Consider the following 14,669-nt stretch of genomic DNA (forward strand, 5'->3'; position numbering starts at 1 on the left):
TGGTCTTCTTTTATCGTTGTTCGCATGGGCCTCTCCGCAGGAGAGGAGTGAAGGTCCGCTCGCTCAGAGCTGCTGCAGGCGGAACATCGCGATCTTGTTGATCTCCGCCAGGGCGGTCTGGAACTCCTGCTCCGGCGTGTTGTGGATGCGCTCTTCGAACGCGGCGAGGATCTGGTGACGGTTGCTGCCCTTCACGGCCTTGATGAAGGGGAAGCCGAACTTGGCCTTGTAGGCGTCGTTGAGCTGCGTGAAACGGGCGAACTCCTCGGCGGTGCAGTCCTGGATGCCGGCGCCGGCCTGTTCGGCGGTGCTGGAAGCGGTCAGTTCGCCGCGGACTGCGGCTTTGCCGGCGAGGTCCGGGTGAGCATTGATCAGTGCCAGCTGCGCTTCATGGCTGGCGGACAGGAGGATGTCGGCCATGCGCTGCTGCAGCAGTTCGATGTCGTTCAGGCTGTCGTCCACGCCCAGGTCGTAGGCCTTCTCGGCGACCCACGGGGAGTGCTCGTAGATGTCGGCGAAAGTGGCGACGAAGGCGGCGCGGTCGAGGCTGGCCGGGGTCAGGGTCTGGAAGCGGCTCATGCCGGGTTCTCCTGCGCTTTGAACGGGTGGTTCTCGTGCCAGTGCCTGGCGATGTCGACGCGGCGGGCGATCCACACCTTCTCGTGACCCTTGACGTACTGGATGAAACGCTCCAGCGAGGCCATGCGCGCCGGACGGCCGAGCAGGCGGCAGTGCATGCCGATGGAAAGCATCTTCGGCGCGCCTTCGGCACCCTCGGCGTAGAGCACGTCGAAGGCGTCTTTCAGGTATTCGAAGAAGTCGTCGCCCTTGTTGAAGCCCTGCACCTGGGTGAAGCGCATGTCGTTGGTGTCCAGGGTGTAGGGGATCACCAGGTGCGGCTTTTCGGCGGTGCTCGCCGGGTCCCAGTAGGGCAGGTCGTCGTCGTAGGTGTCGGAGTCGTAGAGGAAGTTGCCGTCCTCGCGGACGATGCGCCGGGTGTTCGGGCCCAGGCGGCCGGTGTACCAGCCCTGCGGGCGCTGGCCGGTCAGCTCGGTGAGGATGCGCACGGCCTCGAACATGTGCTCGCGTTCCTGCGCCTCGTCCATGTACTGGTAGTCGATCCAGCGGTAGCCGTGGCTGCAGATTTCGTGGCCGTCGGCGACCATCTGGCGGATCGCTTCGGGGTGGCGCTGGGCGGCCATGGCCACGGCGAACACGGTCAGCGGCAGGTCATGCTTCCTGAACAGCTTGAGCAGGCGCCACACGCCGGCGCGGCTGCCGTACTCGTAGAGCGATTCCATGCACATGTTGCGCTCGCCCTTGAGTGGCTGGGCGGCGACCATCTCGGAGAGGAAAGCTTCGGATTCGGCATCACCATGCAGGATGTTGCGCTCGCCGCCTTCCTCGTAGTTGAGGACGAAGGACAGGGCGATGCGCGCATCGTTCGGCCAGTGCGGGTGGGGGATGTTGTTGCCGTAACCGATCAGGTCGCGTGGGTAGTCAGCGCTCACTGCAGTGTTCCTTCTTGTGGTTGGCGGTCGGCGCCGGGTCGGTGGACTGCGCGCTGCCGTTGATGGGTGCATTGTATACAAAATGTTGGTCGGTCTGTAAATACAATCTGCGCAACGGTCGTTTGAATCCGTTCGTCAGCCGGGAGCCGGGCTTGGATGTGCGAAGTGTCCAGTCCTGATGCGGCCTCCAGCGGGTTTTCCAGCGATTCGGGGAGCGACTGCAGACTGGCGTAGAGGGTGGTTTTTGCAAGATTGAATCAGTTTTTTGTATACAATAAAGCGCGCCGCTGGTTATATTCGCTGCCACCCAATGCACCGGCGGGCTGTCCTGGCGACAGCCGCCCATTCGAACCAACAAGACAGAGGAGGAAGGTGTCGGCCGGCTCTGCCGCAGGACACCGCTAAGCCCATGGGACGCCTGACTACCCACGTACTGGATTCCGCCCACGGCTGCCCTGGCCACGGCATCAGGATCGAGCTGTACCGCGTCGAAGGCCAGCAGCTGGAGCTGATCGCCAGCCGCGTCACCAACGACGACGGCCGCTGCGACGAGCCGCTGCTGCAGGGCGAGGACTTCCGCGCCGGTGTCTACCAGCTGCTGTTCAATGCCGGCGACTACTACCGTGCCCGCGGCGTGGAACTGCCCCAGCCGGCGTTCCTCGACCAGGTCGTTTTGCGCTTCGGCATCGCCTCGGAAAGCGACCACTACCATGTGCCGCTGCTGATCTCCCCCTACAGCTATTCCACCTATCGCGGCAGCTAGTCCCCGCCCGTAGGTCTTCCCCCGGACTCTTCGTGGAGTCTTCCTCGGCCCGCCCACACTGCGGGCTTTTCTTTGCCTGTCATTCAGCGATTTACCCGCCATTCGCAGGCGCGTGCGCGGCATTTGGGCTAGAAGAAGTGAGGAATATCGTATTGAGGATGCCATGAGCAGGATTCTGATCGTCGATGAACAACCGGTTACCCGTCACGCCTTGCGCCTGATGATGGAGGCAGATCGTCATGAGGTGGTCGGCGAGGCCGACAACGGACCCGATGCGCTGCAACAGGTACGCCAATGCCGGCCCGACCTGATGATTCTCGAACTGTCGATTCCGCGCCTGGGCGGGCTGGAGGTCCTGCAGCGACTGGTCGCCCAGGAGTCGGCAGTCAAGGTACTGGTGCTGACCGCCCAGGATTCGGAGTACTTCGCCGGGCGTTGCCTGACCGCCGGCGCCGCCGGCTTCGTCAGCAAGCAGGAGGACCCGCAGGCCGTGCGCGAGGCCGTGCGTGCCATCGCCCAGGGGCACAGCTATTTCCCCAGCCATGCCCTGGGCAGCGTCAGCGCTGCAGAGGAGGCGGGCCACGGTGAGCTGATCAAGGGCTTGTCGGTACGCGAGCTGAGCGTGCTGCATCTGCTGGCCCAGGGCATGAGTAATATTGCCATCGCCGACCAACTGTCGATCAGCGACAAGACGGTGAGCACCTACAAGGTGCGGCTGATGCAGAAGCTGCGTGCCAAGTCGCTGGTGGAGCTGATCGATATCGGCCGCCGACAAGGGCTGGTGGAAGGGGGTAATGCCGAAGCGGACGGGGCGGCCACCCTGATCAGCGAGGAGCAGCGCCGGGAGCTCGACCTGCTTCGCCACATGATCGACGCACTGCCCTATCCGGTCACCATCCGTGGGCTGGATGCGCGGGTTCTGTATTGCAACCAGGCTTCCCTGGCGATCCTCGGACGCCGGTTGGAAGAGGTGGTCGGCAAGCTGCTCGGGGAGCTGGAGATGTTCGCCGATCAGCAGGAAGGCGAGGTCATGCGCGACACCCTGGTGGCCGCCATTGCGCGGGGTGAGTCCTATGATTTCGACGTGGAAGTGCGCTTGCACCTGGGGCGTCGTGTTTTCCACCACTGGGGGCGTCCTTACGTGGATGCAGGCGGCCGGTTGATGGGGGCGATCTGCGGTGCAATGGACATCACCGACCGCGATGACCTGGTGCGCGAGCTGCGCAATGCCAATGCACGGGTCGAGAGCATCAGCCGGGGCAAGACCCAATACCTGGCCGGGCTGGGCTCGGAGATGCAGGGACCGTTGCAGAGTATTGTCGCCATGGTCGACCTCGCCCTGAACCAGGAGGATCCCCAACGCCGTCGTGAGCCGCTGCAGGTGGCGCGCACCATGGCCAATAACCTGCTCGGCGTGCTGGACGATCTGCAGCTGCTCAGCCGTGCCAAGACCGGCCGGCTGCAACTGGCGCTGGAGATCATTGACCTGCGCGAGTTGGTGACGCGCGCGGTGGCTGACTTCCGCGAGCAGGCCGTGGCCAAGGGTTTGACGCTCGAAGTGGATACCGCTCAGGCCTTGAGTCGGGAAGTCTGGTGCGACCCGCTGCGGGTACGGCAGATCCTGGCCAACCTGCTGGGCAACGCGGTGAAATTCACCGAAGTCGGGGAGATCAGCGTTCGCCTGGTCGCGCGCGGGCAGGGCAACGGCCTGGTCGGCGTGGAGTTGACGGTGACCGATAGCGGCGTGGGGATCGCCGAGGACGAGCAGGCGGTGCTCTTCGAACCCTTCGTCTACAGCCTGGACCCGCAGCGCATCCGCCGTGGTGGTTCGGGTCTGGGCCTGGCGCTGTGCCGCAGCCTGGCGGAGTTGATGGGGGGGCAGATCAGCGTCAGCAGCCGTCCGGGTATCGGCACCCAGATTCGCCTGGGCTTGAGCCTGCCTGACGCTGCTCACTGAGTGGCGCTCCCCGCAAGTGAAGACCCCGGCCATGGCCGGGGTCTTTTTTTACCGTGCGGGGAAGCGCCTCAGAGGAAGATGAACTTCGCCACGAAGATCGCGCACAGCGCGTAGAGGCTGACGGTGACGTCCTTGTGGCGGCCGGTGAAGACCTTCATCGCCACGTAGGTCACGAAGCCCAGGGCGATGCCGTCGGCGACCGAGAAGGTCAGCGGCATCATGATCACCGTGACGATGGCCGGGATGGTCTCGGTGTGCTCGTTCCAGTCGATGTGGGCCATGCCGCCCATCATCAGCATGGCGACGTAGATCAGCGCGCCGGCGGTGGCGTACGCGGGGATCATGCCGGCCAGCGGAGCGAAGAACATCGCCGCGACGAACAGCACGCCCACGGTGACCGCAGTCAGGCCGGTGCGGCCGCCAGCGGCGACGCCCGCGGCGCTTTCCACGTAGCTGGTCACCGGCGGCACGCCGAGCACCGCACCGAAGGCGCTGGAGGTGCTGTCGGCCTTCATCGCCTTGGACAGGTTCTCGATGCGGCCGTCTTCACGCACCAGGTGCGCACGCTGGGCAACGCCCATCAGGGTGCCGGCGGTGTCGAACATGTGCACGAAGAGGAAGGCCAGGATCACGCTGATCATGGTCACGTTGAACGCGCCGGCGATGTCCATCGCCAGGAAGGTCGGCGCCAGGCTCGGCGGCATGGAGAACACCCCGCCGAACTTGACGATGCCCAGGGCGATGCCGGCCACGGTGACGGTGAGGATGCTGATCAGGATGCCGCCGAACACGCGGCGGTATTCCAGCACCGCGATCATCAGGAAGCAGATGGCGGCGAGCAGCGGGCCGGGGCTGGTGAGGTCACCCAGGTGCACCAGGGTGGCGGGGCTGGCGACCACGATGCCGGCGGTCTTCAGGCCGATCAGCCCGAGGAACAGGCCGACCCCGGCGCCCATGGCGAAGCGCAGGCTGACCGGGATGCTGTTGAGCAGCCATTCGCGGATGCGCGAGAAGGTCAGGACCATGAAGGCGATGCCGGAGATGAACACCGCGCCCAGCGCGATCTCCCAGCTGTAGTTCATGGTCTTGACCACGGTGTAGGTGAAGAAGGCGTTGAGGCCCATGCCCGGTGCCAGGCCCACCGGCCAGTTGGCGTACAGACCCATGAGGAAGCAGCCCAGCGCGGCGGCCAGGCAGGTGGCGACGAACGCGGCGCCGTGGTCGATGCCGGCGTCGGCCATGATGTTGGGGTTGACGAAGATGATGTACGCCATGGTGATGAAGGTCGTCAGACCCGCGGCGAGTTCGGTCTTCACGGTGGTGCCGTGCTGGCTGAGCTTGAACAGGCGTTCGAGCAGGCCGGTGGCGGGGGGGCTGGTCGCAAAGGCTTGTTGTTCTTGTTTGGTGCTTTCCACAGCGGTACTCCTCAACGCTCTTGTTGTTGGTCCCTTGCCGTCGGCTGGTTCACCTGCGTCCCTTGCGCTAACGGAAAGAGTTGTGAGGGTGTGATTTAGTTGACCCTTGAGTCAGGAAGTCACGCCGCGATTATGCAGTTGTGTACAAAAAGTTCAAATAATGTTTAGTACCTGGCAGCAAGATTTTTACAAGAAAAGCCACGGAATGGTCGCAGGATGGCAACCATCCATCCCGCGCATGCTGCGGCATTGGTGGCGAACGGCAGTTGTTCGCGACGGCTGCACGATAGTGGCCACTTTGTGTACACTGTCGGCCATACCTGGCCCGCGGCCAGTTTCACCTTCAGCCCCCCACGGATTTCGTGCCGGTTCACACCGGCTGAGCAGGGTTCGACTCCGATGACCGACCAGTTGCAACAGATCAGGAAGCAGCCGCGCAATGGCAAGGCGCGCAGCGGCACTCAGGACGAGATCGTCTACGCGCACATCTTCGACGCCATCCTCGAACAGCGCCTGGCACCCGGTACCAAGTTGAGCGAAGAAGCCCTGGGCGAAATCTTCGGCGTCAGCCGCACCATCATCCGCCGCGCGCTGTCGCGCCTGGCCCACGAGCAGGTCGTGCTGCTGCGCCCGAACCGTGGCGCGGTAGTGGCCAGCCCGAGCATCGAGGAAGCCCGGCAGATTCTCTTCGCTCGCCGCACCGTCGAGCGCGCGATCACCGAACTGGCGGTGGACAATGCCAGCGGCGAACTGCTCGGCGAGTTGCGCGACATGGTCAGGCAGGAGCAATCCAGCTTCGCCCGCGGTGATCGTGGCGCCGGCATCCGCCTCTCCGGCGAATTCCACCTGAAGCTCGCCGAGATGGCGAAGAACGCGCCGTTGGTGGTCTTCCAGCGCAGCCTTGTGTCGCAGACCTCGCTGATCATCGCCCAGTACGAGAGCGGTGGCCGTTCGCACTGCTCGTTCGACGAGCACAACGAAATCCTCGACGCCATCGAGAAGGGCGACAAGGAAAAGGCCGTGACCCTGATGATGCACCACATGGCGCACATCGACGACAAGCTGAACCTCGACGTGGACGGCGCCTCGGGCGATCTGCACGCGGTGTTCTCGCACCTGCTGGCCGGCAAGAAGAAGCCGCGCCGCAGCAAGGCCGACGCCGACTCGGCGGCCTGATCGCCGCGCCAGAAAAAAGCCCCGCCATTGCGGGGCTTTTTCATGGGCTGCTGGTTGAGCTGGCTGGCTCGTGATCGCAGCTACCGGAGGTTCCGCTGTGATGCGGGTTCGCGAGCAAGCTCGCTCCTACAGGGGCGGTGCCGAGCGTTTGCCATGGACGTAGGAGCGGACTCTGTCCGCGATCGGCCCGCCTCGCGCCTGAAGCCATCGCGGACGGAGTCCGCTCCTACGGATGCATCAGGACGTTCCCTGATACCCGGGATTCGCCCCGGCGTCAGTCCCGGCCGACGCTTTCCTCGGCCTGCTGCCAACCGCCACCCAGGGACTTGTAGAGCAGCACCAAGGTCGTCGCCACGGCTTCGCGGCCGCGCACCTGCTGTTCCTCGGTGGCCAGCAGTTCGCGCTGGGCGCTGAGCACGTTGAGGAAGTCCACGGCGCCGGCCTTGTACTGCTCGCGGGCGTTGGCCAGGGCGGTGCGGCCGTGTTCGGCGGCGCTATCGAGGCTGGCCAGGCGGCGCTGGTCGGCGGCGTAGTCGGTCAGCGCGTCGTCCACTTCGCGCCAGGCATTGAGCACCGTGCGGCGGTAGGCGATGGCCGATTCCTGTTGCTGCGCCTCGCGCAGGGCGAGCATGCCCTTCAGGCGGCCGCCTTCGAAGATCGGCAGCGAAAGGCTCGGGCCGATGCCGAAGGTGCGGCTGTTCCAGTCGCCGAAGTTCGACAACTGCAAGGCCTGGAAGCCGAAGCTGCCGTTGAGGCTGATGCGCGGGTAGAAGTCTGCCTTGGCCACGCCAACGCTGGCGGTGGCGGCGTGCAGCGCGGCTTCGGCGCGGCGGATGTCCGGGCGGCGCTGGGCCAGTTCAGAGGGCAGGCCGACCGGCACGCCGCGTGGCGGTTGCGGCACGGGTCTGGCCTGGGCCAGCTCCGCCTGCAGGGCGCCCGGCGCTTCGCCGAGCAGGTAACCCAGGGCGTTGATCAAGCGCGCCTGGCGCTTCTGGCTGTCGGGCAGGCGCGCTTCGATGCTGGCGACCTGGGTCAGCGCTTCGGCGACGTCCAGCTCGGTGGCGACGCCATCGGCGCGGCGCAGGCGGGTCAGCTCCAGGCTGCGCTGGGCGATCTCCAGGTTGCCGCGGATGATGGCTTCCAGGTCCTGCTCGGCGCGCAGTTGCAGGTAGTTGCGTGCGGTCTCGGCGAGCACCGAGACCAGCACGTCGCGGCGGCTTTCCGCGCTGGCCTGGACGTTGGCGTCGGCGGCCTCCAGCTGGCGGCGCACACGGCCCCAGAAGTCCAGCTCCCAGGACAGGTCGAAGCCACCGTCAAGCTGGTTGAAGCTGTCCTTGCCGGCTTTGCCCGATGGGTCGCTCAAGCCGACTTCACTGTTGCGCTTGCGCTGGTAGCCCAGGTCCGCGCCGACATTGGGCACGGCGTCGCCGCCCAGCGCCTGGCGGATCGCCCGGCTCTGCTGCAGGCGCGCGTCGGCTTCGCGCAGGTCGAGGTTGGCGGCGGCCACCCGACGTTGCAGGTCATCCAGTTGCGGATCGCCCATCAGCGTCCACCAGCGGGCTTCCAGCGGTGCGTTGAGTGCCTGGCTCGGCGCGTCGCCACGCTGGGCGGACCAGTCCAGCGCATCGGCATCGTCCGGGCGCTGGAAGTCCGGGCCGACGCTGCAGGCGCCGAGCGCGAGCAGGGCCAGGCCCGCCAGTACGAACGGAGGCGTGCGGGCGACGATCATTGCACGGCCACCTTCTGCTTCTCCTCGGCGTGCTTGCCGGTGTCGATCCGCGCGATCACCGACATGCCCACACGCAGCTTGTCGCGCAGCGGTTGGTCAGCGTCGAGGACGATCTTCACCGGGATGCGCTGGACGATCTTGGTGAAGTTGCCGGTGGCGTTGTCCGGGGCGATGGGCGCAAAGCTCAGGCCGGTGGCCGGGGCGATGCTGTCGACGTGGCCGCGCAGCTTCTTGCCGGGGAAGGTGTCGATGCTGATTTCCACGGCCTGGCCGGGCTGCACTTCCGTGAGCTGGGTCTCCTGGAAGTTGCCGATCACGTAGGCGTCCTGCAGCGGCACCACCGCGAGCAGCGCATTGCCCGGCGTGGTGTAGGCGCCGACGCGCACGGCGCGGCGGCCGACCATGCCGTCGAAGGGCGCGCGGATTTCGGTGTAGGACAGGTTCAACTGTGCCTGCTGCAATTGCGCCTGGCCGCGCTTGAGCGCGCCGAGGGCTTCGGCCTGCTGGGCCAGCAGCACGTCGAGCTGCTTGCGGGCGGCGAGGGCGGCGGCCTTGTCCTTGTCCAGCACGGCTTTTGCCGAGTCGACGCGCGAGCGCGCCTGCTGCGCATTCTGCAGGGTGCCGGCGCCCTGGGTCGCGAGATGCTGGTAGCGGTTCTGCTCCTGGGCGGCGAAGGTCAGCGCAGCCTGGTCGGCCTGCACCTGGGCAGCGCTCTGCGCGATCACCGCCTGCTGGCGTTCGAGGTCGGCGGCGACGTGGTGATGACGCGCCTCGGCGGCCAGCACATCGGCCTCGGCGGCTTCCAGCGCGGCGCGGTAATCGCGGGCGTCGATGCGCGCCAGGACTTGTCCTGCCTTCACCGACTGGTTGTCTTCCACCAGCACTTCCTCGATGAAGCCGGCGACTTTCGGCGCCACCAGGGTGAAGTCGGCATGGACATAGGCATCGTCTGTGCTCTGCTCGCGGGCGGGGCCCAGCAGGCGCAGCAACAGGTAGACGACAAGGGCGAGCAGCAGCGCGGCGACCAGGGCCAGACTGCCGCGACGGGAACTGAGTTTCGACATGGGCAGGCCTTTCATTGATTGGGAATGACAGGGCGCGGCGGGTAGACCCGCAGCGGCAGCAGGGGGATCAGCACGAGCAGGGCGGCGGCCAGGCAGGCCATCGCCAGCAGCGTGTCGGAGGCAGCGAGCACGCCGGCCTGGCCGCGCACCTGGGCGGCCAGGCGGCCGATGCTGTCGGCGCCGCCCAGTTGCTCCAGGCGCAGGCCGAGGGCTTGCGTGGCGTTGCCCAGGTGATCGACCAGGCGGTTGGAGTGGTAGTGCTCGCGCCAGGTCATGAGGAACGAGACGATGGCGCTGCCCATCACCGCGGAGAAGCCACGCACGCTGTTGAACCAGGCCGAGGCGAACGGCCCTTCGATGGGCGCGACCACGCTGGTGGCGGACATCAGCAGCGGCACGATGGCCATCGGCTGGCCGATGATCTGCAGCGCCAGCAGCCAGTAGAAATTCTCCCGCGTCCATTCGCTGGTCAGTTGGCTCATGCCGAACGCCGACACGCCGCAGAGGCTGATGCCGATGGCCAGCACCCAGCGGCAATCCACCCGCGGGATGTTGCACAGCGCGGCCACCAACGGCAGCGAGATCAGCTGTGGCAGTGCCACCAGCAACGCCATCGGCGCCGATTGCAGCGGCCGGTAACCGTGGGCCGAGGCCAGGTAGGACGCCGGTACGCCGGAGCAGGCGCCGAGCACCACCAGCACGCCGGCCAGGGTGATCAGCGAGTGGGTGAAGTTGCGCCGCTTGAGGATGTCCAGGCGGAAGAACGGCAACGGATGCGTCCATTCGTTGACGAAGAACGCCACCAGCAGCCCGGCGCCGCCGATCATCAGCAGGGTGATCAGGTCGGACTCGAACCAGTCCAGGCGCTCGCCCTGCAGCAGGCCGATCACCAGCATCAGGACGCCTGGCAGGCCGAGGGCCAGGCCGAAGTAGTCGAACTGACGGAAGCGTTCCAGGCGCAGTGGGTCCTGCGGGATTCCCCAGGCGACGGCGGCCAGCGCTACGGCGCAGAGCGGGATGACCTGCCAGAACACCCATTGCCAGCCGACGAACTCGGTCCACAGCGCCGCCAACGGCATGCCCAGGTTCGGCGCGAAGGTGGCCGTCAGCGCATAGGCGCCCAGGCCGTAGAGCTTGATCCCCGGCGGCAGGAAGCGCAGCGCCACGGTCATCAGCATCGGCGGCATGCAGCCACCGGCAAAGCCCTGCAGCAGGCGCAGCAGGTAGAGCGTCTCGACGTTCGGTGCGAATGGGCAGAGCAGCGCGAGCAGGGCGAAACAGGCGATGGCACCGAGGGTGAAACGGCGCAGCGACATGGTGACCGAGAACCACGGCGCGAAGGCCATGGCCGCGACCTGCGCCGCCGAGTACAGGGCGAGCAGCCAGGTGCCTTCATCGTGGCCGATGGACAGCGCGCCGTGCACGTCGGTCATGGCCAGATCGGTGACCTTTTCGTTGAGGCCGGCGCTGAGGGAGGCGATCAGCACGCCGAGCATGCCGACCACGATGCGCAGGCCGAACGGCTGGGCAACGGGCTTGGCGGTTGCTTCGGCCGCTGGTGGCGCGGCAGCGGAAAGCGGGGCGAGCGCGGTCATGGCCGGCCTCCATAGGGATGGCCGATGCCGCCGCCGGTGGGCGGTGAGGTGCAAGGCATAGGATTGGACTCGGGTATTTGCGACCGAGTCTAGGGAAGGGCTTGGGTTGTGAAAATTGAAATGATTGCAGCTAATCAGTGCGTCTGGTGCACTTATTGGGCGATCAGCTCAGCAGGCCCGAACTCTCTCGTAATTCGATGCACACGCGCTTTACCGTCTGCCGCAGCCAGCTGTGCGCCGGGTCGTTGTCGAAGCGCGGGTGCCAGGCCTGGAGGATCACCACGGATTTCAGCGGCAGCGGGATATCGAACTGGCGCAGGGCGAAGCCCAGGCGGTCCAGGCGCCACAGCGAGTGCTCGGCGATGGGTAGCACCAGGTCGGATTCCAGCAGGGCGAAGATCGAGGAGTGGAAGGTCGGTGCGGTCAGGCGGATTTCCCGGCGCAGGCCCAGGTTCGCCAGTTCCTCGTCGATCGGCCCGATGGCACGGCCGCGCCGCGAGACGCTGATCTGCGGGAAGGAGGCGAAGCGCTCGGCAGTGATCTCGTCGTCGAAGATCGGGTGGTCGCGCCGCGCCAGGCCGACGAAGCTGGTGGTGAACAGCGTCTGGGTGCGGATTTCCGGCTCCAGGGTCGAGGTGGCGCCGATGTACAGGTCGATGCGGTTTTGCCGCAGGGCTTCGTCGTCGAAGTCGGCCTCCGGGGCGATGCGCAGGCTGCAGCGCGGCGCTTCTTCCTTCATCACTGCCAGCATGCGCGAGGCGAAGCCGCCCACCAGCACGTTGTTCGAACGCAGCACGAAGCAGCGTTCGAGCTGATCCATGCGCAGGTTTTCCTTGGCGTTGAACAGGCGCGTGGCGTGCTCCACCAGGTCGCTGACTTCCTCGCGCAACTGCAGGGCGCGGGGCGTGGGCACCAGGTTGCGCCCAGCGCGAACCATGATCGGGTCGCCCACCGCCTCGCGGATGCGCGACAGCGTGCGACTCATCGCTGGCGCACTGAGGTGCATGCGCCGCGCGGCGCCGACCACGCTGCCTTCTTCAAGGAGGATGTTGAGGGCGACCAGCAGGTTGAGATCGGGCAGGGCCATGGCGACTCCGAATGGGTTGGCGCGATGCCATGCATGTTCCATTGCGACGGCCCGAATGGGCAAGCGTGCGTTTCATGCAATGGTTCATTACGTTTGGCGTGCCTTTACGCTCTGCGCCCTGGCCCGAAGAATGGCGGCGGATTTCGTTTCAAGTAGGAGAAGGGCATGTTCAAACGGATTCTGTTGGCCATCGACGGCGCGGCGCAGTCGCCACGCATCATCGCCAGCGCGGCGGAGCTGGCGCGCTGCAATGACGCGCAGGTCCATGTGGTGTGTGCCGTGGACCGCGCCTTCGCCATGCCGCGCCAGGACGCGCTGGAATACCCGCCGGCCGAGCAAGAGCAGCACGAAGCCCAGGCATTGGTGGATAACGCGGTGGCGCAGTTGCAGCCTTGCGTGGCATCTGGCGCCGTGGTGGCCGGTGATCCGGCGCGGACGATCCTGCGCGAAGCCGAGCGGCTGGCGTGCGACCTGATCGTCATCGGTCACCGGCACCTGGGGCGCATCGAACGTCTGCTGGACCCATCGGTGGGGCAGCGGGTGATCGAGCGGGCGCCTTGTCCGGTGCTGGTCGAGGTGCGCGAATAGCAGCGAGGCTGCTTTTTGTAGGAGCGGATCTTATCCGCGAAATCGGCGTGGCGGATGGACTTCGCGGACAAGGTCCGCTCCTACCTGAATACCGTGCCAGCGCGTTCCCTCTCCCCCGCCCTGGCTGCGCGCCCCGCTCCGAAGGGAGAGGGAGCTGTCCGTGCCGGCTGACGCTAAGGTTTCCTCCTTCACCGAACGGTCCCCTCTCCCTTCAGGGAGAGGGTTAGGGAGAGGGGAAACCCAGGCACAGATTTCCGGAACAAAAACAGTTGCTCCTGTATCTGTCGGGGAACGCAGTGTTCCTGCAGGAGCGGGCGGTTCTTCAGCGGAGAAATGCGGGCGCGCTCCTGCCAGGTGAAGAATGAAAAGCGGCCCCGGCGCCGGGTTGGTCCTGAGCGAGGACCCGGCGCCGCAGCCGTAAGGGGTCAGCCGCGGCGATGCACGTTGCGGCCGTGCGCGAAGGTTTCCTTCACGGTACGGTCGTCGCCGAGGATGACCAGTGCGAAGAGTTTCTCCTCCAGGGTTTTCGCCTGCTGCAGGCGGTAGTCCAGCAGCGGGGTGGCCTTGTAGTCGAGGACCACGAAGTCGGCCTCGTTGCCCTGGGCGAAGCTGCCGACCTTGTCCTCCAGCTCCAGCGCGCGGGCGCCGCCGAGGGTGGCCAGGTACAGCGACTTGAACGGGTCGAGCTTGATGCCCTGCAGCTGCATGACCTTGTAGGCCTCGTTCAGCGACTGCAGCTGGGAGAAGCTGGTGCCGGCGCCGACGTCGGTGCCCAGGCCGACCTTGACCTTGTGCTTCTCCAGCTTGGCCAGGTCGAACAGGCCACTGCCGAGGAACAGGTTGGAGGTCGGGCAGAAGGCCACGGCCGAGCCGGTTTCCGACAGGCGCTGGCACTCGCCATCGCACAGGTGCACGCCGTGGGCGAACACCGAGCGCGGGCCGAGCAGGCCGTGGTGGTCGTAGACGTCCAGGTAGCCCTTGCGCTCCGGGAACAGTTCCTTGACCCACTCGATTTCCTTGAGGTTTTCCGACAGGTGCGTGTGCAGGTACACGCCCGGGTGTTCCTTGAGCAGGCGGCCGGCGACGTCGAGTTGTTCCGGGGTGCTGGTGGGAGCGAAGCGCGGGGTCACCGCGTAGAGCAGGCGGCCCTTGCCGTGCCAGCGCTCGATCAGCGCCTTGCTGTCGGTGTAGCTGGATTCGGCGGTGTCGGTCAGGTAGTCCGGCGCGTTGCGGTCCATCATCACCTTGCCGGCGATCAGGCGCAGGTCGAGCTTCTCGGCGGCGCCGAACAGCGCATCCACCGACTGCGGGTGCACGGTGCCGAACACCAGCGCGGTGGTGGTGCCGGCGCGCAGCAGTTCCTTGAGGAAGATGCCGGCTACATCGGCAGCATGGGCCGGGTCGGCAAACTGCTTCTCGGTGGGGAAGGTGTAGGTGTTCAGCCAGTCCAGCAGTTGCTCGCCGTAGGAGGCGATCATGCCGGTCTGCGGGTAGTGGATGTGAGTGTCGATGAAGCCGGGGGTGATCAGCGCGTCGCGGTATTCCACCACTTCGACGCCGCCCAGTTGCGGCAGCAGCTCGGCCGCGTGGCCGAGGCGGGCGACCTTGCCGTCTTCCACCAGCAGGATGCCGTCCTCGAAGTACTGGTAGGACTGCTCCACACCGACTTCGGCGGGGTCGGCGACGCTGTGCAGGATGCTGGCGCGGTAGGCTTTGGCTTGAGTGCTCATCGATGTCTCGCAAATCGGATTGGCGCGTCTTGCGACGCTTTTCGATGGGTATCG

The 14,669-nt window shown here is 66.1% G+C and carries 12 protein-coding genes; 4 read left to right on the top strand and 8 right to left on the bottom strand.

The window, feature by feature from the left end; genetic code table 11:
* Positions 1 to 63: 63 nt before the first annotated feature.
* Both uraD and puuE read right to left on the bottom strand, forming a co-directional pair.
* Positions 64 to 579 carry a 2-oxo-4-hydroxy-4-carboxy-5-ureidoimidazoline decarboxylase gene (uraD, locus tag HNP46_RS16260; RefSeq protein WP_184590719.1) on the bottom strand — a complete coding sequence of 172 codons (516 nt, stop codon included), beginning with the start codon at positions 577 to 579 and terminating at the stop codon, positions 64 to 66.
* A complete protein-coding gene (gene puuE / locus HNP46_RS16265; protein WP_184590721.1) occupies positions 576 to 1,511 on the bottom strand; it encodes an allantoinase PuuE in 936 nt (311 codons plus the stop codon). The genes uraD and puuE overlap by 4 nt, the downstream gene beginning before the upstream one ends.
* A gap of 409 nt (positions 1,512 to 1,920) precedes the next feature.
* On the opposite strand from puuE, the gene uraH reads away from it, so the two are divergent.
* Both uraH and HNP46_RS16275 read left to right on the top strand, forming a co-directional pair.
* Entirely contained in the window at positions 1,921 to 2,274 is a 354-nt protein-coding gene (uraH, locus tag HNP46_RS16270; RefSeq protein ID WP_184590724.1) for a hydroxyisourate hydrolase, read from the top strand.
* 163 nt (positions 2,275 to 2,437) lie between these two features.
* Positions 2,438 to 4,231 (top strand): ATP-binding protein, encoded by a 1,794-nt coding sequence (locus HNP46_RS16275; RefSeq protein ID WP_184590725.1) that lies wholly within the window; start codon positions 2,438 to 2,440, stop codon positions 4,229 to 4,231.
* 68 nt (positions 4,232 to 4,299) lie between these two features.
* On the opposite strand, the gene HNP46_RS16280 is transcribed toward HNP46_RS16275, so the two are convergent.
* Entirely contained in the window at positions 4,300 to 5,646 is a 1,347-nt protein-coding gene (locus HNP46_RS16280) for an NCS2 family permease (protein ID WP_184590728.1), read from the bottom strand.
* A 399-nt stretch (positions 5,647 to 6,045) separates the two neighbouring features.
* Between HNP46_RS16280 and HNP46_RS16285 the strand changes: the two genes are divergently transcribed.
* Positions 6,046 to 6,822 (top strand): GntR family transcriptional regulator, encoded by a 777-nt coding sequence (locus HNP46_RS16285; RefSeq protein ID WP_184590731.1) that lies wholly within the window; start codon positions 6,046 to 6,048, stop codon positions 6,820 to 6,822.
* 274 nt (positions 6,823 to 7,096) lie between these two features.
* Here the strand turns inward: HNP46_RS16285 and HNP46_RS16290 are convergent, their stop codons facing one another.
* The 4 genes from HNP46_RS16290 to HNP46_RS16305 all read right to left on the bottom strand — a co-directional run bounded on the left by HNP46_RS16290 (position 7,097) and on the right by HNP46_RS16305 (position 12,297).
* Positions 7,097 to 8,551 (bottom strand): efflux transporter outer membrane subunit, encoded by a 1,455-nt coding sequence (locus HNP46_RS16290; RefSeq protein WP_184590733.1) that lies wholly within the window; start codon positions 8,549 to 8,551, stop codon positions 7,097 to 7,099.
* Entirely contained in the window at positions 8,548 to 9,615 is a 1,068-nt protein-coding gene (locus tag HNP46_RS16295; RefSeq protein WP_184590735.1) for an HlyD family secretion protein, read from the bottom strand. Before HNP46_RS16295 ends, HNP46_RS16290 begins: the two co-directional genes overlap by 4 nt.
* Before the next feature lie 11 nt (positions 9,616 to 9,626).
* The gene (locus HNP46_RS16300; protein WP_184590737.1) at positions 9,627 to 11,210 is read right to left on the bottom strand and encodes an MFS transporter; all 1,584 of its coding nucleotides are present in this window, start codon (positions 11,208 to 11,210) and stop codon (positions 9,627 to 9,629) included.
* A 163-nt stretch (positions 11,211 to 11,373) separates the two neighbouring features.
* Positions 11,374 to 12,297, bottom strand: a complete 924-nt coding sequence (locus HNP46_RS16305; RefSeq protein WP_184590740.1) for a LysR family transcriptional regulator — start codon at positions 12,295 to 12,297, stop codon at positions 11,374 to 11,376.
* A gap of 165 nt (positions 12,298 to 12,462) precedes the next feature.
* On the opposite strand from HNP46_RS16305, the gene HNP46_RS16310 reads away from it, so the two are divergent.
* Positions 12,463 to 12,885 carry a universal stress protein gene (locus HNP46_RS16310; RefSeq protein WP_184590742.1) on the top strand — a complete coding sequence of 141 codons (423 nt, stop codon included), beginning with the start codon at positions 12,463 to 12,465 and terminating at the stop codon, positions 12,883 to 12,885.
* 425 nt (positions 12,886 to 13,310) lie between these two features.
* Here HNP46_RS16310 and guaD read toward each other — a convergent pair whose 3' ends face one another.
* The gene (gene guaD / locus HNP46_RS16315; RefSeq protein WP_184590744.1) at positions 13,311 to 14,615 is read right to left on the bottom strand and encodes a guanine deaminase; all 1,305 of its coding nucleotides are present in this window, start codon (positions 14,613 to 14,615) and stop codon (positions 13,311 to 13,313) included.
* Positions 14,616 to 14,669: the final 54 nt, after the last annotated feature.

This window comes from Pseudomonas nitroreducens, assembly GCF_014204515.1.
In the GTDB taxonomy this organism is placed as follows: Bacteria; Pseudomonadota; Gammaproteobacteria; order Pseudomonadales; family Pseudomonadaceae; genus Pseudomonas; species Pseudomonas nitritireducens_A.

Excerpts from the sequence above, each read along its gene's own strand:
- HNP46_RS16295 (WP_184590735.1), bottom strand. The coding sequence starts at position 9,615 with ATGTCGAAACTCAGTTCCCGTCGCGGCAGTCTGGCCCTGGTCGCCGCG.
- HNP46_RS16310 (WP_184590742.1), top strand. The coding sequence starts at position 12,463 with ATGTTCAAACGGATTCTGTTGGCCATCGACGGCGCGGCGCAGTCGCCA.
- HNP46_RS16275 (WP_184590725.1), top strand. The coding sequence starts at position 2,438 with ATGAGCAGGATTCTGATCGTCGATGAACAACCGGTTACCCGTCACGCC.
- uraH (WP_184590724.1), top strand. The coding sequence starts at position 1,921 with ATGGGACGCCTGACTACCCACGTACTGGATTCCGCCCACGGCTGCCCT.
- HNP46_RS16305 (WP_184590740.1), bottom strand. The coding sequence starts at position 12,297 with ATGGCCCTGCCCGATCTCAACCTGCTGGTCGCCCTCAACATCCTCCTT.
- HNP46_RS16285 (WP_184590731.1), top strand. The coding sequence starts at position 6,046 with ATGACCGACCAGTTGCAACAGATCAGGAAGCAGCCGCGCAATGGCAAG.
- HNP46_RS16300 (WP_184590737.1), bottom strand. The coding sequence starts at position 11,210 with ATGACCGCGCTCGCCCCGCTTTCCGCTGCCGCGCCACCAGCGGCCGAA.
- guaD (WP_184590744.1), bottom strand. The coding sequence starts at position 14,615 with ATGAGCACTCAAGCCAAAGCCTACCGCGCCAGCATCCTGCACAGCGTC.
- HNP46_RS16290 (WP_184590733.1), bottom strand. The coding sequence starts at position 8,551 with ATGATCGTCGCCCGCACGCCTCCGTTCGTACTGGCGGGCCTGGCCCTG.
- uraD (WP_184590719.1), bottom strand. The coding sequence starts at position 579 with ATGAGCCGCTTCCAGACCCTGACCCCGGCCAGCCTCGACCGCGCCGCC.